This window comes from Streptomyces sp. NPDC050528 (assembly GCF_044457795.1).
In the GTDB taxonomy this organism is placed as follows: Bacteria; Actinomycetota; Actinomycetes; order Streptomycetales; family Streptomycetaceae; genus Streptomyces.
In genome coordinates, this window is the sequence record NZ_JBITHH010000004.1 from 480,419 (window position 1) to 501,037 (window position 20,619).

The following is a 20,619-nucleotide window of genomic DNA, read 5'->3' on the forward strand; positions in this document are numbered from 1 at the left end:
ACGTGCCTACCGCCTCATCGCGACGTCAGTCCGCTCAGCCGCCACAGGCCGTCGCCGGAGCCGCCCGAGGTGTACGCCTCGCCGGACGCCGTCAGGGAGAAGCTGAAGATGTTGAGCCCGACGATGTTGGCCACGTGGGACTGCGCCCCCGTGGCCGGGTTCACCCGCTTCACCTCGTCACCGACCAGGAAGTAGACCAGGCTGTTGCCGTCGACCGAGATCGACGTGGGCTCGTAGTTCTCACTGGCCAGCACGCGCGTCGCACCGGTGGTCACGTTCGTCTGCAGAATGCGGCCTTGGCCCATGTCCGCCGTGTAGGCCAATCCCGCCTTGTCGAACGCCAGGCCGTAGGAGAAGCCGAGCCCCGTGGCCACCACACGCGAGGACCCGCCGTCGGGGACGGCGACGATCTCTCCGTTGCCGTCGGTGACATAGGTCGTGGTACCGAAGCGGGCCACTCCGAAGAGCGAGGGCAGTCCCGAGGCCAGGGTGCGGCGACTGCCCGTGGCGAGGGTGACCTGCTGAAGCACGCCGTCGAAGTTGGTGATGTACGCGCTGCCGTCGGCGACGGCCACACCCCGGAGATTGCCCAGACCGGTGGTGACCGTGCTGAACGCTCCGGTGGCCAGGTCGAGCTTGAGCAGATCGCCTCCCGAGTACGCCAGATACAGCGCGCCCGCGTTGTCGGAGGCGATGGCGACCGGGGAACCGGCCGCCGGCGCGATCCGCGCGCATTCCGTGGACGGGCACTTGATGTCACCCGTCGCGGCAACTGCCGGTCCGGCAAGGGTCATTGTCGCGCCCGACGCCAGCAACGCGCCCAGCGCAAGCGCCACGCCCAGCGTGCGCCCGCGTCTGGTCAGCGAGCGGGCGGGACGGTCGAGCGGGAGTCGTGTGGCGGTCCTAGATCTCACCATGGAGTCCATCCGTTCCTGTCCGTCGACGATCGATGGGCCCACGGGATCGCCATGGGCACTGCACTGGCTACGCACAGGAATGCGGCGAGGTTCACCAACTGGAGCCCGGACTTCGGAAGTTGGTTCGCCCGGCGGGATGCGGGAGACGGGTGATCGGTTGTGACCGGTCGGGTCACGGGTCTGTCCCAACGGACGGTGGCCGCGACCAAGTGCCAGCCGGTGGCTGGCGGTTCGTGTAACAGGCATGTCTTATGCGGTGGCCGTGCGGAACGGCCGACCGGGCCGGACCGCTCTTGAAGATCGGAAACGCCGGCACGCACCGACTCGTACGGAGCGGCCGGCCCCGACACCACCGATTCCGAGGATGCAACGATGCGCGTTCACAAGGTCACCTTCGCCGCCCTGGCCGTCGCCGCCGGTCTCTCGCTCACGGCCTGCCAGAGCGGCGACGCCGACGCGGGACAGAGCGACCCGTCGTCCACGTCCACGGTGTCGTCCGGGTCCAACGCGTCTTCCACGGGCGGCAGTTCGGGCTCGGGGAGCTCGGGCCAGAGCGTTGCGAAGCCCTCCGCGGCGACCGGTTCCGGTGGGTCGAGTTCCGGCGGCACGGCTGCTGGCACCGGCACCGATGCGAACGCCAAGGTCGGCAAGTGCAGTACCGACGAGCTGGAGTTCACGGCGAAGGACAACACCATCGACGGCGACCCCGACGGCACCGTCGTGGTCGAGCTGACGAACGGCGGCGGCCGGGACTGCGCGATCTCCGGGTACGCGGGCGTCGACCTGAAGACCAACGCAGGGACGCTGTCCGCGAAGCGCACCGGTCAGGCGACTACGTCGACCGTCCTCAAGAACGGCAAGTCGATCGACTTTCCCATCAACTACCCGCTCAACAAGTCGGGTGGCTCCGGCGTCCGCATCACCGGCCTGGTGGTGACCCCGCCGGACGAGACGAAGTCGGTCACCCTCACCTGGCCGGGCGCCGCCTCGCTGCCCGTCACGGACGGCTCCGGCTCCTCGGTGAAGGTCGGCCCGGTCGGCAGCGCGGGCCAGGGCGGCTGACCCCGCCACCGCTCGGGCACCGGACTCCCGACGATCTCGATCTCGTTGCGGACAGCTGTCCGCAAGGCCAACTCCCTTGATTTCAGGGCAAGATCGGGATCACGTCGGTCGTCGCGATGAGGCCGCACCCTCGCACCTCACCCGGCGCCCCCAGGAGCCCCATGCCGCAACTCGAAGTCAACGGCGCAGTACTCGTGTACGAGAACGAGGGCCCCCGCGACGGAGACGGCGTACCGCTCGTGTTCATCCACGGCTGGACGGCCAACCGGCACCGCTGGGACGACCAGTTCGCACACTTCGCGACCGGGCGGCGGGTGATACGGCTCGATCTGCGGGGGCACGGGGAGAGCACCGGGGCCGGGGCCCGGACCATCGACGAACTCGCCGCCGATGTCGTCGCGTTGCTCGACCATCTGGAGGTCGACCGGTTCGTGCCGGTCGGGCACTCCATGGGCGGGATGATCGCCCAGACCCTCGCGCTCGCCCACCCCGAGCGGGTCGGGCGGATGGTGCTGGTCGACTCGATCAGCCGCATGACGTACAGCCGGTCACGCGGTCTGCTGCTCGCGGTGTCCACCCTGCTGCCGTTCAAGCTGTTCGTCGCCATCAACATCCAGCGCGCCTTCGCCCCCGGCTTTCCCAAGGAGAAGATCCGCGCGTACATCGAGGCCTCCGCCGCGACACCCCGCGAGGTCGTCATGACCTGCTACGGCGCGATGCGTGCCTTCGACGTCCTGGACCGCGTCGGCGAGATCACCGCGCCGACGCTCATCGTGCACGGCTACCACGACATCCAGTTGCCCCTCTCCCAGATGCTGCGGATGGCCAACGCCTACCCGGACGCGGTCGTACGGATCGTCGACGCCGGGCACGAACTGCCCGTGGAGAAACCTGCCCAACTCACCGCGCTGCTCGGGCAGTTCGTGACCGTACCGGCAGCCTGAAGGGATACCTCAAGCCGGCCGTACCAGCCCCGCGTCGTACGCGAAGATCACCGCCTGGACGCGGTCCCGGGCGCCGATCTTGGCGAGGATGCGGCTGACGTGGGACTTGACGGTGGACTCGGCCAGGCAGAGGCGTTCGGCGATCTCGGTGTTGCTCCAGCCGGCCGCCATCACGGTGAGGACCTCGCGCTCCCGGTCGGTGAGGGCGTCCAGGCGGCGGTCCTGTTCGGCGGTGCGGCCGGGCATGCGGTCGGCGAAGGCGTCGATGAGTTTGCGGGTCAGGCCGGGGGAGATGACGGCGTCCCCGGCGGCCACCGCGCGGATGCCGGCGACGAGTTCCTCGGGCAGCGCGTCCTTGAGGAGGAAGCCGCTGGCCCCGGCGCGGAGTGCCGCGTACGCGTACTCGTCGAGGTCGAAGGTGGTCAGCACCAGGACGCGGGAGCGGCCGCCCGACTGCACGATCCGGCGGGTGGCCTCGATGCCGTCCATGCCGGGCATGCGGACGTCCATCAGGACGACGTCGGGGCGCAGTTCGGCCGCCAGCCGGACCGCCTCGACGCCGTGGGTGGCCTCGCCGACGGTGCTCAGGTCGGGGTACTGCTCGATGAGCATGCTGAAGCCGAGGCGCTGGAGGGCCTGGTCGTCGACGATGAGGACGGTGGTCATGCCGGGTGCTTCTCCGTCAGGTCGGGGGCGGTGGGGAGGGGGACGAGGAGGGCGCGGACGGTCCAGCCGCCACGGGAGTTGGGGCCCGCGACGACCTGTCCGCCGTAGAGCGCGGCCCGTTCGCGCATGCCGACCAGGCCCTTGCCCTGTTCGTCGGTGCCGGACGCCTTGTGCGGGCCGGTGTCCTCGACGGTGACCAACACCCCCTCCGGAGCGGCCGTCACCGTGACCTCGACCGTCGTGTTCGGTGCCGCGTGCTTGAGCGTGTTGGTGAGGGCCTCCTGCACGATGCGGTAGACGGCGAGCTGAAGTCCCTGGGCAAGACTGGTGAGTTCACCCGTTAGATGCAGGGTGGCGGCGGGACCCGCGGCCCGCACCCGCTCCATCAGGGCGCCCAGATCGGCCAGTCCGGGCTGGGGCGCGAGCGGGGTGTCGTCGGGCTCGTCCTCGTGGATGACGGCGAGCAGCCTGCGCAGCTCGGCCAGCGCGCCGCGCCCGCTGTCGGCGATGATCCGCAGGGTGTCCGCACCCCGCTTCGGTTTGCTCTCGGCGAGCCCGGCGGCGCCGCCCGCGAGGCCCACGATCACGGCGAGGGTGTGGCCGAGGATGTCGTGCATCTCCCGTGCCACACGGGCGCGTTCGGTCGCCGCGGCCAACTGGGCGCGCTGGTCGCGCTCCATCTCCAGCCGTACGGCGTGCTCCTGGAGGGCCTCGATGTAGGCGTTCACCAGTTTTCCGGCCAGTCCCAGCGCGGCCATCGACAGGATGGCGACCACGGCCAGGAACGCCAGCACCGGAGTACCCGCTTGGCTCGACCCCTTGAGGCCGTTGAAGAAGACGATCGACACGAAGGTCTGCACGAGGTTGTACACGACGCCGACGGCCAGCTGGCCGGGAGCCCCGAAGCGCCCCAGGTTGAGCAGCGCCACCAGCTGGGTGGAGCTCGAACCCGTGTCCACCCCCAGGAACAGGGACACCTCGGAGAGGACGACCAGGAAGGCGAAGACCGGCACGGGCCGCTGCCGCCGCCACAGCAACGGCACGGTGTACCCCGCAGTGATCGCCAGCACCAGGAGGAAGGAGGCACCGGAGTCCTGGGCCGCCCGCACCAGGGCCGGAATACCGCCGAGGGCGTAGAGCGCGGGCACCCCCCACCGCCTGGCCCGCGGATGCGCCACATCGACCGCTCGCACCCGCCCCAGCCAGGTGAGCAGCCGGACGACCGAGCGGTACTCGGAGTCGCCCAGCCGGGTCCGTCCGATCAGGTTCTCGGGATGGACGGACCGGTCCTTGGGCGGTGCGGTCACGGGAGACACCCTCCATGGTGCAGGCGGGCCGCCCGCCGGTCCCGGGGGGAAGGGGACCGGCGGGCGGGGACGGTGTGGTCGACAGGGGCGGCAGCCGTACGTCCGGCACAGGCGTCCTGGTCTGGATCGTACGGCCGCTGCCTCAGCTCCTGCCGGTGACGCCGGACGACACGGCCGTCTGGTCCGCGCCGGCGGATTGCTCCTCGGGGGTCTCGGCCAGCAGGTGGCGCAGCCGCTCGCCCTCGACGTCCACGTTGGGCAGGATCCGGTCGAGCCAGGCGGGCAGCGCCCAGGCGCGGCGGCCCAGCAGGGTCATGATCGCGGGCACGAGCGTCATCCGGACCACGAAGGCGTCGAAGAGGACGGCGGCGGCGAGGCCCAGGCCGATCGACTTGATCAGCGCCACGTCGTCCAGCAGGAACCCGGCGAACACGGAGATCATGATGACCGCGGCGGCCGTGACCACCCGGGCGCTGTGCCGGAAGCCCGCGATCACGGCCTCCGTGGGCTCGGCCCCGTGGACGTACTCCTCACGCATCCGGGTCACCAGGAACACCTCGTAGTCCATGGCGAGTCCGAACACCACGCCGATCATGAAGATCGGCAGGACGCTCACGATCGGCGAGGTCTGGTCGACGCCGAACAGGTCCGCCAGCCAGCCCCACTGGAAGACCGCGACCACCACACCGAGCGTGGCGAGCACGCTGAGCAGGAAGCCGACGGCCGCCTTGAGCGGGACCAGGATCGAGCGGAAGACGAGGAGCAGCAGGATCAGGGCCAGGCCGACGACCACCCCCAGATAGGGGATCAGGGCGCCGCTGAGCTTGTTGGACGCGTCGATGTTCAGCGCGGTGGTGCCGGTGACCATCAGTTCGGCGCCGGTGTCGTCCTTCAGGGCGGGGCCCCGGTCGCGGATCTCGGAGACCAGGTCGACGGTGGCCGCGCTGGTGGGCGAGCTCTTCGGCACGACGGAGATCAGCGCCACGTTGCCGCTCTGGTTGAACACCGCGGGGCGTACGGCGGCGACGTCGGACAGCTTGCCGAGCTGGGCGACCGCGTCCTGCGCGGCCGTCTTGGCGCCGCTGCTGTTCTGGCCGTCGATGACCACGGTCAGCGGGCCGTTGTAGCCGTCGCCGAATCCCTTGGTGATCGTGTCGTAGGCGATGCGCTCGCTGGTGCCGGGCGCGGACGTGCTGTCGTCGGGCAGGGCCAGGCGCATCGACAGGGCGGGGATGGCGAGGACACCGAGTCCGACGACCGAGACGACCAGCGTCTTCAGCGGGTTGCGGGTCACGAACCGGGCCCAGCGCACGCCCGTCGTCTCCCCCTTGCCGCCCGCCTGCAGGGCGCGCATCCGGCGGCTGGTGAACCGGTCGCCCATGATCCGCATCCCGGCGAAGCCCAGCACCGCGGGCAGCAGGGTCAGCGCGATCAGTACGGCGACCACGACCGCGAAGGCGGCACCCAGGCCCATCGTGGTCAGCATGCTGATGCCGATGATGCTCAGACCGGCCAGCGCGATCACGACGGTGAGACCGGCGAACACCACCGCGGAACCGGCGGTGCCCAGCGCGCGGCCCGCGGCCTCCTCCGGCTCGTGGCCCTCCCGGATCTCGCTGCGGTACCGGGAGACGATGAACAGGGCGTAGTCGATGGCCACGGCGAGGCCCAGCATCAGCGCGAGCGTCGTGGCGGCCGAGCTGAGGTTGAAGACCGAGCTCGCAAGCGTGATGGCGGCGACCGCCGTGCCGACCCCGAAGATCGCCGTCAGCAGCGGCAGCCCGGCCGCGAGCAGCGACCCGAAGGTGATGACGAGTGCCACGGCCGCGATCAGCAGACCGATCAGCTCGGTGCTGCTGCTCCCTGCCTTCTCCTGTACGGCGTTGCCGCCCATGCTGACCGCGAGGCCGGCCTTCTCGCCCCGGTCGGCCACGGAGTGCAGCGCGTCGCGCGCCGCGTCGGTGACGTCGGGCTGGCCGACCTTGTAAGTGACCTGGGCGTAGGTGATGGTGCCGGACTTGCTGATCAGTCCGCTCTGGTACGGGTCGGAGACGTTCGCGACCTGGGGCGCCTTCTTGAGGTCGGCGATCAGCGACTGGACCTCGGTCCGGTCGGCGCCGGATGCCAGGGTGTGCCCCTTGGGCGCCTCGAACACCACGCGGGCGGTGGCGCCGGAGGCCGATGCCTGCGGGAACTCCTTCTCCAGCAGGTCGATCGCCTTCTGCGACTGTGTGCCCGGGAGGCTGAAGCTGTCGGACGTGCTCGTCGAGACGTTCATGGCACCGATGCCGACGACCGCCAGGACGGCGATCCACAGCATCAGGACGAGCCGTCGCCGCCTGAACGAGAACCGGCCCAGCCGGTAGAGGAAGGTGGCCATGGGGTACTCCCACCAGGTTCGATAGAAAGAGGAGGGCCTGCGCGACCCACGGCTTCACGCTATGAGCGGCTTTCCTCGCATCCGCAGCACCGGGGAAGTGAAAACGGCCGGGGTGACTAGTACCGGGGTACTAGGCCCTCTCCACCCTCCAGTCGAGGTGGGGGACCCTCACGGTGATGGTGGGCACCGTGATCCGCCCCACACGATCCGGGACAAGAGCCGGTTATGGTGACCAGGCGAATCGAACAGGGACAGAACCGGCGGAGGACACCGTGTCGGACGAAGGGCGTCGCATCGCCGGGCGCTACCGGCTGACCGAGCAGATCGGCCGCGGCGGCATGGGCACCGTCTGGCGCGCCGACGACGAGGTGCTCGGCCGCCAGGTCGCGATCAAGCGGCTCCACGCCCGCCCCGAACTCTCCGCCGACGAACTCGCCACCCTCTACGAACGCACCCGCCGCGAGGCCCGCAGCGCCGCCCGCATCGCCCACCCGAACGTGATCGTCGTCCATGACGTCGTGGACGACGAGGGCCGCCCCTGCATCGTCATGGAGTACGTCCCGGGCCCCACGCTCGCCGAACTTCTCAAGGACGGCCGGACCCTCCCGTACCAGGAGGCGGCCCGCATCGGCCTCGACATGGTCGCCGCCCTGCGCGCCGCCCACGCCGCCGGGGTGCTGCACCGCGACGTCAAACCCGGCAACGTCCTCCTCGGCGCCGGCGACCGCCTCGTCCTCACCGACTTCGGCATCGCCATGACGGACGGGACGTCGACCCTGACCAAGACCGGCGAGATGGTCGGCTCCATCCACTACATGGCCCCGGAACGCATCCGCGGGCTCACCCCCGGAACGGCCTCCGATCTGTGGGCCCTGGGCGCCACGCTCTACCAGGCCGTCGAGGGACGCCCACCGTTCCGCCGGGTCACCGCCATGGAGACCGCGTACGCCATCGCCGTGGACCCACTCGAACCCATGAAGCAGGCCGGACCGTTGGAGCCGCTCATCGAGGCTCTCCTCATCAAGGAGCCCGACGAACGGCCGACGGCGCAACAGGCCGAGCGGGCCCTGCAGACCGCGTGGTGGGGCGAGTCGACGGCCCAACTCCAGCCACCGGAAGCCGACTTGACCGCCGCGGCGCCGGAGCCGAAACCCGCGGGAGACGTCGGCCGCGGGCGGCGCCGGAGCCGCAAGGGGCTCGTGATCGGGGCGATCTCCATCGCCGTGGCCGGAGCCGTCGCGGCCACGGCGTTCGTGCTGCACACGACGTCCAAGTCCGCACCCGGGCACGCGACTTCGCAGCCCACGACGACGGCCTCGGCCTCCGCATCACCCGTCCCGGAGGGCTATCACCTCGTCCGGGACCGTCAACTCGGCGTCTCCTTCCCGGTTCCGGACGGCTGGAAGGCGGGCAAGCGGACGGCGGAGGGCGTCACCTACACCGACGAGACGGGCCTGGCCGGGCTCACCATCGGGGTCGTGGACCCGGCGGGCCCCAACCCGAGCACGCACTTCGCGGACATCGAGGCCAACACGAAGGTCAACTACCCCTCGTACCGCAGGCTCCGTATGCAGCAGACCACCTTCCAGCAACAGCCCGCCGCCATCTGGGAGTTCACCTTCCAGGGCCGGGTCCGGGTGTTCCGCGCCATCGACCTCGGCTTCGGCAGGGAGGGCGGTCGCGAGTACGACATCTACCTCTCGGCCCCGGACGCGAAGTGGGACACCTACCGTCCCGTCTTCGACACGGTCAGGGACGGCTTCGTGACGAGCGCGTCGTAACTCGCTCGCTCACGACGGGTGTTCGGTGCACAGGCAGCCAACTCCCTTGTCGATCCAGTCCCGTTCGGTCCACTCCGGATGCCGCTGGATCATGAGCGCCCTGACCTCTTCGACGATCGTCTCCTCGCTCATCGCGGAGTCGCGCCGCGCCCACGTCTCGTCCCGCAGCAGCCGCAGATAGTCACGCACGTCGGCGAGCAACTCGGGCCCGCCGACGGCCCCGTGGCCCGGTACGACGAGCCGCGCCCCCTCACCCGCGAGCCGCTCCATGACGGTGATCCAGCGCGTGCCGGACACATCGGTGTCGTACGGCGGGAACCACGGGAAGATGGCGAACTGCCCGGTCTCCACGAGGTCCCCGGTGAACAGCACGCCCGCGTCCGGCACCCGCACCACCTGGTCGCCCTTGGTGTGCGCCCGGCCGGTGGCCCGCAACTGCACGACCCGGCCGCCCAGTTCGAGGTCGTAGACATCGTCGTAGACGAGGTCGGGCTCCGGCAGGACGACATCGTCGAGGTGCCGGGCGGCCCGCTCGCCGAGACCCCGGAACATGTCGAGATAGCCGGGTCCCTTCACCTTCAGGTCCTCCGCCTGCGCCCGGTTGAGGAGGAAGGTCGCCTCACCCGCGAAGACCTGCGCCCCGAAGGCGTGTTCCGGGTGGAAGTGGGTCGTCGTCAGATACAGCCTGCGGCCCTTGGCGTACTCGGTCGCGAACTCCAGCACCTTCTCGGCGTTCCCCGGCCCCAGACCCGTCTCCACGACGAGCACCGCGTCCCGGCCGCCGATGACACCGATGTTGGGCACCAACTGCACCCGCCCGTCGGGTACGACCACCAAGTCGTGGTCCAGTTCCCGGACATCGGCGATGTGCACGACGGGGTCCGGCAGCACGTGGTCGGCCATGGCGACTCCTCAGCAGTACGGCGATCTTGTCCACCTCCACTCCACTGCCAGACCTCGGTGGTGTCCAAGACCGATCCTGTACCGCCGATACCGCTTCGGTATCATCACTGGTCATGGAGCTACGCACGCTGCGCTACTTCGTAGCGGTCGCCGAGGAACTCCACTTCGGCCGGGCCGCCGCGCGTCTGCGGATGACCCAGCCGCCGCTGAGCCGGGCGATCAAACAGCTGGAGACCGAGCTCGGCTCTGTCCTTCTGCTCCGCTCGCCGACGGGGGTCGCGCTGACCCCGGCCGGTGTCCTGCTCCACGAGGAGGCCCGCGCCCTGCTGGCGCAGGCCGACCGGGTGCGCGCCCGCGTCACCGCGCTGGCCGGACCGGTCACCCTGACGGTGGGCACGCTCGCGGACAGCGTGGTGCAGTTCGGTACCCGTCTCGCCGCCGCCTACCGCGAGCACCACCCCGGCGCCCGCATCCTCATCCGCGAGTCGGACCTCACCGATCCGACCGCGGGACTACGGGCCGGACTCGTCGACGTGACGCTGACCAGGACACCCTTCGACGACACCGGTATCGCCACCCGCACCCTGCTCTCGGAGCGGGTCGGCGTGGTCCTCCGTACGGACGACCCACTGGCCCACCGCGAGGGGCTGCTCCTGGCCGACCTCGCCGAGCGCCGCTGGTTCCGCTTCCCGGACGGCACGGACCCGGTGTGGCAGGCCTATTGGACGGGCTCGGCGGGCGACGGCCGACGCCGTGACGGGCCCGTCGTCCGGACGGCCCGGGAGTGCCTGCAGTCCGTGCTGTGGAACGGCACCGTGGGGCTCATGCCGCTCGGGCACGCCCTGCCGGAGGGGCTGACGGTGGTGCCGTTGACCGACATGGCGCCCAGCGCACTTGTCATCGCCTGGCGCGAGGCCGACGCCAGGCCGCTGATCGGGTCCTTCGTGCGGATCGCCGAGTCCGCGCATCGCACGACCGACCCGGCCGGGGCGGGTTAGGGGCGGGCGACGAGGGGGTCGGTACGCGGGGCAGGGCGATCAAGTGGTTGAGTGCCGGGACCCGCGCTCGCACCGCGCGGCCGAACCGGAGGGTCGCGCCGCCCGCGAGCACCGTGCTGCCCGCGACCGGTTCCCGCTCGACACCGGTGCGGCGGTCGATGCCCGGTCCGCCCGCCTCGGCCACGGCAGGCGCGGCTCGCGCGCCGGTCGCCCTGGTCGGACCGCGCGTCTCCCGTCCGTCGAACCGCGGGAGCGGGGCTGCACCGGTCTTGCCTCCGCGCCCCGCGCCCCGTTACCTTGCGGCAAAGTTACTGGCCAGCTACGCGATGCGGTCCGGCGCATCGGTGTTCGGCGAGCGGAACGGACATCGGGTGACAGGTCGCGGCAAGGGACAACTGGAGGCGCAGTACGGCCTCTTGACGAGCATCGCCACGGAGGCGGGTGTCTCGCTCAGCACCGTGTCCAAGGTGGTGCACCGGCGCCGGGACGTCGGCGCGCGGACTCGCGAGCGGGTCGAGGAACTCCTCGCCCGGCACGGCTTCGTCCGCCCCTGGGAGCGGGACCCCGCGACACCCCGGCAGATCATCGCCGTGTTCCGTGATCTGTCCGGGCCGTACACGCTGGAAGTGGTCCGCGGCATCGTCGACGCGGCCGGCGCGCTCGGCATCGACGTGGTCACCGGCACGACCAGCCGGCGGTCGATCTCCGGGTGGCTGGAGGAGTGCGTGGCGCTCGGCGCGGCCGGCATTGTCATCGTGATCTCGATGCTGTCCGAGGAGGACCAGCGCCGCATCGTCGAGCAACGCCTCCCGGTGGTCCTGATCGACCCGCTCAGCGCACCCTCCGAGGACATCCCCAGCATCGGCGTCACGAACTGGAGCGGCGCCCGCGACGCCGTACAGCACCTGCTGGGGCTCGGGCACACCCGGATCGGCATGGTCGCCGGCCGCTCGCACTCGCTGGCCGGGGCCGCGCGCGTGCACGGATACCGGGCCGCGCTGGAGGAGGCCGGGATCGCCTACGACCCGGCGATCGTCCGCTCGACCGACTTCGACTACGCCGAGGCCCTCGCCACCGCCGGTCAGATCCTGCGCGCCGACGACCCGCCCACGGCCGTCTTCGCGGCCAGCGACGCACAGGCGCTCGGCGTCCTGGAGGCGGCGCGCCAGCAGGGGCTCGCCGTACCGGACGACCTGGCGGTCATGTCCTTCGACGACACCCTCGTCGCGGCCATGGCCTGCCCACCGCTGAGCGCCGTACGCCAGCCCTTCGAGGAGTTGGGGCGCGAGGCGACGAGGGTGCTCCTCGAACTCGCCCAGGGGCGGCCGCCGGTGTCGCCGCGCATAGAGCTGGCCACGGAACTCGTCCTGCGGACTTCGACGTCCGTGCGCCGTTCCGTGAAGCACGTCAATACCGCGTAACTCCCCATCCTGCGAAACACTTTCGACACGTGCCGGTGACATCGCGGTGCCGCATCCGAATACTGGCTTCCTGCTCCGCACCCCCATTCCATCCCCCTGGGACCTCCGGACATTCCGGCACCCCTGGAACGTGGTGCGCGCCTTCCCCGGTGAAAGGAACGCCATTGACCAGATCTTGGGCGCGAAAGGCTTTCGCTGCGGCGACCGCCTTCGGCATGGGCGTGGCATTCGCCATCGCCTCCGCGACAAGTGCCTCGGCCTATCAGCCGAGTCCCGCCAATCTGTATACGGCGACCAACACCGCCGCGTGCAGCAAGAGTCCGTGTGTTCTCTACCCGAAATCGGCCCAGCTGGCGGACGGCCGGATCGTGGCCACCTTCGAGAACGACCAGACCGCTCCGGTCGGCCAGACACTGCCCGTGTACAAGAGTGACGACGACGGTACGACCTGGGCGAAACTGTCCGACGTCAAAGCCCCCGCGTATCTCTCCAGCGACTCCAAGTACGCGAAATACACGAGCAATTGGACCAACCCGTATCTCTACGTCCTCCCGCAGAACGTCGGCAGCCTGAGCGCCGGCACCCTGCTGCTCGCGAGCATCGTCTCGGGCGACGACTACTACTACCAGGAGCAGAAGGCCGCCAACTCCAGCTGGACGCCCACCAGTGACGGCGACCGCAAGGACGTGGCGCTGGCCCTGTACTCCAGCACGGACGACGGCGCGACCTGGACCATCCAGAACATCATCGCGGCCGGCGGCTGGCAGGGCGGCAGCGCGGGCAGTGTCGGCCGGGTCTCCACCGCCAACACCTACGCGCAGGTCGACCCGGTGTGGGAACCCCATCTCCTCGCCCACAACGGCACGTTGATCGCCTACTACTCCGACGAGGACGACTACACCGGCTACAACACCACCACCGGCGCCCCGACCCTCGACCCGGACAACGCCACGGCGACGGACTCCGGAGGCCAGGTCCTCCTGCACCGCACCTGGGACGGATCCAGCTCAACCGCCTGGAGTTCCCCGGTGATTGACGTCCCCGGCTCCACGGTGAGCATGGGCAACGGCAAGACGGAGATCGGCGGCGGCCGCCCCGGCATGACGACCATCGCCCCGACGACCGACGGCAAGTGGCTTCTCACGTACGAGTACTGGGGCGGCGGCACCAACGTCCGCTACCGGATATCCGACGACCCGACGAAGTTCTTCTCGGCCACCGACGCTGCGATCACCTCACTGCCCGTGCCCTCCGGCGGAGCCACTCTGGCCACCGGCGGCAGCCCCGTCCTGCTCCCGATGCCGGACGGCCGGATCGTCTACAACGCCGCCGGCAGCGGCGACGTCTGGGTGAACGAGTCCGGGCTGTCCACGGGCACCTGGAAGGAGTACAAGACGTCGATCGCCGCCGGCTACAGCCGGATGCTCCAGTACGTCGACGGCACCGGACGCGTCCTCGTGCTCCAGGCCTCGTGGAGCGGTACCAGCGTCGGCCCCGTGACGTACGCCGAGGTCGACCTCGGCCGCTCCGACGGCGCCTATTACAGCCTCGTCAACCGGCTCACCGGCCAGGTGCTCAGCACCGCGTCCGGCAAGACCCAGGACGCGAACCTCACCGGGAACACCCCCGACATCGTCCTGAGCGCCGCCAACTCCACTGACGCCACCCAGCGTTGGCACCTCACAGCCAAGGGCAGCAACGTCACGCTGCTCAACAAGGCCGGCGGCCGCTCGGTCGCCATCTGGACCGGCACCGCCACGGCCGGACAGAAGCTGGCCCAGTGGGTCGACGACGGAGCCACCGACAAACAGTGGACCCAGGTCGCCTCGTCGACCAGCGGCTACTACAAGCTCCGCTCGGTCCTCAACACCAGCCTCTACATGACCGGTTCGACGGCAGGCGGCTCCGTCACCGTCGCGGCGGCGACCACCGACGGCTCCCAGGACTGGCAACTGGTCGAGGACCCACTCCCCACCGCCTCCACCTTCACCCTGAAGGGCACGTACTCCAGCCGCTGCCTCGACGTTCCGAACGGCGCGACGGGCGTCCAGGTCCAGATCTACGACTGCTCGGGCAACGCCTACCAGACCATCACGCAGACCGCCGCGGGCGAACTCCGCGTCAACGGCAACTGCTTGGCCGCGAACGGTGACGGCACCACCGCCGGCACCACGCTCATCCTCTGGGCCTGCAACGGAAAGAACAGCCAGAAGTGGGCCTTCCGCGTGGACGGTACCATCGTCAACCGCTCCAACGGCCTGGTCATCGACGTGACCAACTGGGGGACGGCCAATGGCTCGAAGGTCGAGCTGTGGACGGGGCTGGGCAACGCGACCCAGCAGTGGACCCGGAGTTAGGCACCGACTGACAAGAGGGTGGCCCCGCCGATCGGATCGATCGACGGGGCCACCTTTTATATGCGCCGCTGTGTCGCTATGCGTGTCGCTCGGCCTACTCCCGCTCGACGCTCACCGGCACCGCATGCTGCCGCAGAACGGTCGCATCCCTTTCCTCACCCACGAGTTGGATCGCCTCCCGCACCGGCGTGTCCAAGCTGGAGGAGCCCACCTCCAGCAGGATCTCGCCGGGCTCCACGATGCGCGTGCCGGCCAGACCGGTGAACGCCAGCCGATCCGTGTGGACATGGAAGCGGACCGTCGCCTGCTCACCGGGTTCAAGGGTCACCTTGGCGAAGGCGAGCAGGGACCGCACCGGCCGGGTCACCTGGGCCACCGGGTCGATCGCGTACAGCTGCACCGTCTCGGCACCCGCGACCGCCCCTGTGTTCCGCACCCGCGCGCCGACCGTGAACTCACCGTCCACCGATACCAGTTCACTGTCGATCGCCAGTCCGTCGATCTCGAAGCTCGTGTACGACAGTCCGTGCCCGAAGGGGAACGCCGGTGTCGGATCGAGGTTGGACAGCCAGCTCTGCCGGTCGCCGAGCGGTGCGTGGAGGTAGGTGTAGGGCTGGCCGCCGGGCGTGGTCGGTATCTGCACGGGCAGCTTGCCGCTGAAGTTGGCCTTGCCCGCTAGGAGTTGGGCCACCGCACGGCCGCCCTCCTCGCCCGGCAGGAACACCTGCACCATGGCGGCGGCGGTGGACGCGAACCGGCCCACCGCGTACGGACGGCCGCTGCTGATGACCAGGACGACCGGCCGCCCGGCCGCCAACACCGCCTCGACCAGCTCCTCTTGGACCCCCGGCAGCCGCAGATCCTCCACGTCACAGCCCTCGCCCGAGGTGCCGATGCCGAACATGCCGGCCTTGTCGCCGACGACCAGTACGGTGAGGTCGGCTCCGGCGGATGCCTCGACGGCGGCGGCGATACCGGAGCGGTCCGCTTCCCGGATCGGGCAGCCCTGGGTGAACTCCCACTCCACACCGGGCAGTTCGGCTGCCAGGGCGTACCGCAGGGAGACCGCCTCGACACCGTTGCCAAGGTCGTCGCGTTCGGCGAGGACGTGGTTGGGGAAGCTGTAGCAGCCGAACATCGTGCGGACGTCGTCCGCGCACGGGCCGATCAGCGCGATGCGGCCGGTCGCCGGGAGCGGAAGGGCTCCGTCGTTCGACAGCAGGACAGCACTCGACTGGGCCACGGCATGGGCGAGTTGACGACTCGCCGCCTTGTCCAGGTCCAGTTCTCCGGCCCGCAGGGCAGGCGGGCGCGGATCCCAGTCGGCGTCGAGCAGGCCGAGGTCCACCTTCTGGCGCAGCACCCGGCGCACCGCACGGTCCACGAACTCCTCGTCCACCAGGCCCTGTTCGGCGGCCTGCACGAGCGCGTCGCCGAAGCCGCGCTGGTCGGGCAGCTCGACGTCCATCCCGGCGCGGAGGGCGAGCGCGCCGGCGGCGGGCAGGTCGGCGGCGACGCGGTGGGCGTTGACCAGGAAGGGCAGGGACCAGTAGTCGGAGACGACAGTCCCCTCGAACCCCCAGGCGTCGCGCAGGACTTCGGTCAGCAGCCAGCGGCTCGCGGCCGGTGCCTCGCCGTCGATCTCGGCGTACGAGTTCATGACGGATCGCACGCCGGCGGCGACGAGGCGCTCAAACGGCGGGAGGATCACGTCGAAGAGTTCGCGGCGGCCCGCGTGCACGGGGGCGTGGTTGCGGCCGCCCATCGACGCGGAGTACCCGGCGAAGTGCTTGAGGGTCGCGTACACCCCGGCGCTCTGCAGTCCGGTGACGTACGCCTCGGCCAACTCGCCCACCAGGTACGGGTCTTCGCCGTAGGTCTCCTCGCAGCGCCCCCAGCGGTAGTCGCGGATGACGTCGACCACGGGGGAGAGGCCCTGGTGCACGCCCGCCTCGGCCATGTCGGAGCCGATGGCCTCGCCGACCCTGTGGATCAGTGCGGGGTCGAAGGTCGCCGCCATGGCGAGTGAGGTGGGGTAGATGGTGGCGCCGTAGGCGGTGAAGCCGGTGAGGCACTCGTCGTGGGCCATCGCCGGGATGTCGAACCGGCTCTGCGCCACGACCTGTTGCTGGTGCTTGGCCAGGAGGCGGGCGTGTTCCAGCGCGGGCCGGGGGAGGGTGCCGTAGGGGCGGGTGAGTTGGCCCAGGCCGTGTCGGGCGGTCTCGTCGAGGTCGCCGACGCGGCCGAAGTGGTTGCTGCCCGGGGCCACTTCGGGACCGTCGGCCTCGATGTCCTCCCAGGTGCTGCTGAGTTGCGCGACCTTCTCCGGCAGGGTGAGCCGGGCGAGCAGTGCCTCGACGCGGTCGGCGGTGGGCAGCGCGGGGTCGGTCCAGGGGCGGTCGTCTTCCCGGTGGGGGAGGCCGCCGTGGTCGGGCATGGTGGTCGTCATTCACGACTCCTCGGTGTTGCGCGGGCACGCCGACGGGGCCGGGCGCCTGGCTCGGCCGTCGTGGCGCGTGAACTGCCCGGTAGTGGGGGCTACTTGGAGAAACCGGCGGTGAGACCGGCGACGAGCTGACGGCGGGCCAGGATGAACAGGGCCAGCATCGGCAGGGTGGACAGCACCACCGCGGCCATGGTGGCCGGGACGTCGATGCCGAACTGGCCCCGGAACAGGGTCAGCGCCAGTGGCAGGACGGCCTTGTCGCCGCTCTGGGTGAGGATGAGAGGGAAGAGGAAGCCGTTCCAGACCTGGAGACCGTCGTAGACCGCGACTGTCATCAGCGCCGGGCGGGCCAGCGGTGCGGCCAATGACCAGAGCATGCGCCAGTCGCCGGCGCCGTCGACGATCATCGCCTCGAACAGCGAACGGGGCACGTCCCGCAGGAAACTGACCAGGATCATCACGGTGATCGGCAGTGCGAACGCCGCCGAGGGCAGGACGATCGCGAGCAGGCTGTCGTAGAGATGCATGCGGATGATCAACAGGTAGACCGGGATGATCACCGCTTGGAGGGGGATCGCCAGGCCGAGGAGGAACAGACGGAAGGACACTCGGGAGAAGCGGGTGCCGGCGTTGCGGACGATGGAGAACGCGGCCATCAGGGCGACGGCGACGGCGATGACGACCGTGCCCGCGGTGACGATCACGCTGTTGAGGAGGTAGGTGGTGAAGTCGCCGTCCAGGACCGTGCGGTAGCTGTCCAGGGTCGGGTGGCTGGGCAGGGCGAGGGGGCTGTCGGAGGTGAAGTCGGACTGGCTGCGGAGGCTGGTGACGACGAGCCAGTAGATCGGGACGACGACGATCGCCGTCCAGAAGAGCGCGGCACCGCTGGTGAGGGTGCGGCGGAGGAATCCCGGTACGGGGTTGCGCCGGACGGGCCTTGCCGGCGTCGGCGGCACCGGCCGTTCGGTGGCGATGGGGCGGGACTTGGTCACGGTGGTGCTCACATGCCCTCCTGCTGGCTGTCCATCCGGGTGAAGCCGGACAGGCGGGTGGTCAGCAGCGACAGGCCGAGGCCGACGACCACGAGCAGGGTGGCCACCGCGCTGGCCCGGCCCATGTCGTGGGCCTGGAAACCGGTGATGTACATGGAGAGGGGAAGGACGCGGGTCGCGGTGCCGGGGCCGCCGGTGCCGCCGGACAGGACGAAGATCAGGTCGAAGTAGGTCAGCGAACCGACCAGCATCAGCGTGCTCGACGTGACCAGCGTGTACTTCAGCTGCGGCAGCGTGATGTGCAGGAAGCGCGTCACGGGCCCGGCGCCGTCGAGCGCGGCGGCCTCGTACAGGGCGGTCGGGATCTGCCGTATCCCCGCTTGGTAGAGCAGCGCGTGGAACGGCACGAACTGCCAGGCGATCACGAAGATGACGGTGTACAGGGCGAGTTGGGGCGAGCCGAGCAGTGGCTTCGCCAGCCAGTGCAGGCCCGGGGTGGCGCCGATGCCGAACGACGGGTCGAGCAGCGCCTGCCAGGTCAGGCCGATCGCCACGGCGGACAGCAGCAGCGGCAGGAAGAACAGCACGGCGAGCAGTGCGCGCAGCCGCCCCTTGGGCGCCTGGAACAGGCCGAGCGCCAGGGCGATCGGCGTCTGCACCAGCCAGCTGACCACCATCACCTTGACGGTGAGCCACAGCGACTGCCAGGTGGCGCTGTCGGTGAGGACGGACGTCCAGTTGGTGAGGCCCGCCCAGCTGACGGAGCCCAGGCCGTCCCAGCGGGCGACGCTGAGCGCCGCCACACCGACCAACGGGACGAGACCGAACAGACCGAAGAGGATCAGGGCCGGGGCGGCCATGAGGAGGCCGCTCCCTCCTCTCCGGCGCGTAGGGGTGGTGGTGATCGTCACGACCCCGCCTTGCTCATGTTCGTACCGAAGTCCGCGGGCGCGATCTGCCGCAGGAACGACTTGTCGGTGTTGGTCAGCAGCGGGTCGGCCTGGTCGGACGGCAGCGCCTGGTCCCACGAGAGCTGGAAGCTCGGGGCCTTGTCCACGAGGTCGTAGACGAAGGTCAGCCACGCCTTGTCGGACGAGGACTTCACGGCGGCGAGCTTCGCGTCGAGGCCCTTGACGGGCGGGACGCTGCCGGACGCGAGGTAGGCGTCGACCTGGGAGCCGTTGAGGATGTAGTCCTTCAGGTAGGTCAGCGCCTCGGACTTGTGCTTGGTCGACTTGTTCAGCGACAGGAAGTTCGACGGGTTGCCGACGATGTTCGCCGGGCTGCCCGCGCCGCCGGTCAGGGCCGGGAACGCGGTGTAGCCGAGGTCGCCCTTCTTCAGGAAGTCGGGCGCGGCCTTGGCTATGTTCGCGTACTCCCAGGTGCCCATGACCTCCATCGCGGCCTTGCCCGTGTAGAGCAGCGCGGTCGAGGCGCCCTGGTCGTAGCTGACGGAGGACGCGTTGTCGCCGAAGGCGCCGGCCTTCGACAGCTCCTGGAGCTTCTCGTTGGCCTTGGTGACCGAGGCGTCCTTCCAGGCGGCCGCGTCACCGGAGGCGATCTTCGAGAACACGCGGGAGCCGCCGGTGCGGTCCAGCAGGTACTCCAGGTACATCAGCGTCGGCCACTTGGAGTTCGCCGCGAGGGACAGCGGGGTCACGCCCTTGCCCTTGAGCTTCTTCACGGCCGCGAGCAGGTCGTCGTACGTCTTCGGGGGCTGGACGCCCGCGTCGGACAGCACCTTCTTGTTGTAGTAGAGGACGACCGGGGCGAGGCCGTTGACGGGAACGCCGTAGACCTTGCCGTCGAAGGTCGCGCTCTGCATCACGCTGTCGGTGTACCGGTCCGCGTTCACGTCCGACGCGTTGAGGACGTCGACCTTGCCCGCCTTGACGTAGTCGTTCAGGGCGCCGCCGCCCCAGTTGAAGAAGAGGTCCGGGGCCTGGTTCGCGCCGAAGGCCACGCGCAGCTTCTGCTTGTAGTCGTCGTTCGCGAACAGGCGCAGGGTGATCTTCGCGTCGGCGTGGTCCTTGTTGTACGCGTCGACGGACTGCTTGAGGATCGTCTGGTCGTTCAGCGCCCATACCGTCAGGCCCTTGGACGACGAACTCGTGGACGGGCCCGAGGACCCGCAGCCGGCAAGGCTCGCGGCGGCGGCCAGAGTGACCGCGGCCGCGACGGCGCGTCGAATTCTCGGGCTTCCGAGATGTCCGGTGACCGGGATTCCCCGCATGGTGTGCCTCTCTTCTTTCGGCATGCCGTAGGTCAGCCAGGCAGATCGAAAACGGAAGCCGGACCGAAAGATTTTCGGATGCCCCCACCGCGGGTCGCCTGCCTGCTGGCCGGGACACTGACACGGAATTCACACCCAGGACAAGCACGGGAAATTCCTCGGTTACGAAACACTTTCGCACTCCGCCCGGGACAGCGGTCCTACGGCGACCC

Annotated in this window: 15 protein-coding genes; 6 read left to right on the plus strand and 9 right to left on the minus strand. The window is 70.0% G+C overall.

The annotated features are described in order from the left end of the window. Nucleotides 1-14: 14 nt before the first annotated feature. A complete protein-coding gene (locus ACIBK4_RS17125) occupies nucleotides 15-926 on the minus strand; it encodes a hypothetical protein (protein WP_398995548.1) in 912 nt (303 codons plus the stop codon). Nucleotides 927-1,289: 363 nt separating this feature from the next. Here ACIBK4_RS17125 and ACIBK4_RS17130 point away from each other — a divergent pair, with 363 nt between their 5' ends. Further along, nucleotides 1,290-1,979 carry a DUF4232 domain-containing protein gene (locus ACIBK4_RS17130; RefSeq protein ID WP_398995549.1) on the plus strand — a complete coding sequence of 230 codons (690 nt, stop codon included), beginning with the start codon at nucleotides 1,290-1,292 and terminating at the stop codon, nucleotides 1,977-1,979. Between the two features lie 161 nt (nucleotides 1,980-2,140). Further along, nucleotides 2,141-2,923: an alpha/beta fold hydrolase gene (locus ACIBK4_RS17135; protein WP_398995550.1), complete on the plus strand. Its 783-nt coding sequence runs from the start codon at nucleotides 2,141-2,143 to the stop codon at nucleotides 2,921-2,923. A 9-nt stretch (nucleotides 2,924-2,932) separates the two neighbouring features. On the opposite strand, the gene ACIBK4_RS17140 is transcribed toward ACIBK4_RS17135, so the two are convergent. From ACIBK4_RS17140 to ACIBK4_RS17150, 3 genes are all read right to left on the minus strand, one after another. Beyond that, the gene (locus ACIBK4_RS17140; RefSeq protein WP_365302421.1) at nucleotides 2,933-3,589 is read right to left on the minus strand and encodes a response regulator transcription factor; all 657 of its coding nucleotides are present in this window, start codon (nucleotides 3,587-3,589) and stop codon (nucleotides 2,933-2,935) included. Further along, entirely contained in the window at nucleotides 3,586-4,896 is a 1,311-nt protein-coding gene (locus tag ACIBK4_RS17145; protein ID WP_398995551.1) for a sensor histidine kinase, read from the minus strand. Before ACIBK4_RS17145 ends, ACIBK4_RS17140 begins: the two co-directional genes overlap by 4 nt. Nucleotides 4,897-5,038: 142 nt before the next feature. Continuing rightward, entirely contained in the window at nucleotides 5,039-7,276 is a 2,238-nt protein-coding gene (locus ACIBK4_RS17150) for an MMPL family transporter (RefSeq protein WP_398995552.1), read from the minus strand. Between the two features lie 272 nt (nucleotides 7,277-7,548). Between ACIBK4_RS17150 and ACIBK4_RS17155 the strand changes: the two genes are divergently transcribed. Next, entirely contained in the window at nucleotides 7,549-9,057 is a 1,509-nt protein-coding gene (locus ACIBK4_RS17155) for a protein kinase (RefSeq protein ID WP_398995553.1), read from the plus strand. A 9-nt stretch (nucleotides 9,058-9,066) separates the two neighbouring features. On the opposite strand, the gene ACIBK4_RS17160 is transcribed toward ACIBK4_RS17155, so the two are convergent. Continuing rightward, the gene (locus tag ACIBK4_RS17160; RefSeq protein WP_398995554.1) at nucleotides 9,067-9,960 is read right to left on the minus strand and encodes an MBL fold metallo-hydrolase; all 894 of its coding nucleotides are present in this window, start codon (nucleotides 9,958-9,960) and stop codon (nucleotides 9,067-9,069) included. 113 nt (nucleotides 9,961-10,073) lie between these two features. Between ACIBK4_RS17160 and ACIBK4_RS17165 the strand changes: the two genes are divergently transcribed. The 3 genes from ACIBK4_RS17165 to ACIBK4_RS17175 all read left to right on the plus strand — a co-directional run bounded on the left by ACIBK4_RS17165 (nucleotide 10,074) and on the right by ACIBK4_RS17175 (nucleotide 14,736). After that, nucleotides 10,074-10,958, plus strand: a complete 885-nt coding sequence (locus ACIBK4_RS17165) for a LysR substrate-binding domain-containing protein (protein ID WP_398995555.1) — start codon at nucleotides 10,074-10,076, stop codon at nucleotides 10,956-10,958. 371 nt (nucleotides 10,959-11,329) lie between these two features. Next, complete coding sequence (locus ACIBK4_RS17170) at nucleotides 11,330-12,379, plus strand: substrate-binding domain-containing protein (RefSeq protein ID WP_398995556.1); 1,050 nt, start codon at nucleotides 11,330-11,332, stop codon at nucleotides 12,377-12,379. 215 nt (nucleotides 12,380-12,594) lie between these two features. Beyond that, complete coding sequence (locus ACIBK4_RS17175; protein ID WP_398995557.1) at nucleotides 12,595-14,736, plus strand: RICIN domain-containing protein; 2,142 nt, start codon at nucleotides 12,595-12,597, stop codon at nucleotides 14,734-14,736. A gap of 94 nt (nucleotides 14,737-14,830) precedes the next feature. Here ACIBK4_RS17175 and ACIBK4_RS17180 read toward each other — a convergent pair whose 3' ends face one another. The 4 genes from ACIBK4_RS17180 to ACIBK4_RS17195 all read right to left on the minus strand — a co-directional run bounded on the left by ACIBK4_RS17180 (nucleotide 14,831) and on the right by ACIBK4_RS17195 (nucleotide 20,407). Beyond that, nucleotides 14,831-17,185: a glycoside hydrolase family 3 N-terminal domain-containing protein gene (locus tag ACIBK4_RS17180; RefSeq protein ID WP_398995558.1), complete on the minus strand. Its 2,355-nt coding sequence runs from the start codon at nucleotides 17,183-17,185 to the stop codon at nucleotides 14,831-14,833. A gap of 89 nt (nucleotides 17,186-17,274) precedes the next feature. After that, nucleotides 17,275-18,186 carry a carbohydrate ABC transporter permease gene (locus tag ACIBK4_RS17185; RefSeq protein ID WP_398995559.1) on the minus strand — a complete coding sequence of 304 codons (912 nt, stop codon included), beginning with the start codon at nucleotides 18,184-18,186 and terminating at the stop codon, nucleotides 17,275-17,277. Then, nucleotides 18,183-19,034, minus strand: a complete 852-nt coding sequence (locus ACIBK4_RS17190; protein WP_398995560.1) for a carbohydrate ABC transporter permease — start codon at nucleotides 19,032-19,034, stop codon at nucleotides 18,183-18,185. Before ACIBK4_RS17190 ends, ACIBK4_RS17185 begins: the two co-directional genes overlap by 4 nt. Nucleotides 19,035-19,081: 47 nt before the next feature. Then, nucleotides 19,082-20,407, minus strand: coding sequence for an extracellular solute-binding protein (locus ACIBK4_RS17195; protein ID WP_398995561.1), 1,326 nt, complete (start codon nucleotides 20,405-20,407; stop codon nucleotides 19,082-19,084). Nucleotides 20,408-20,619: the final 212 nt, after the last annotated feature.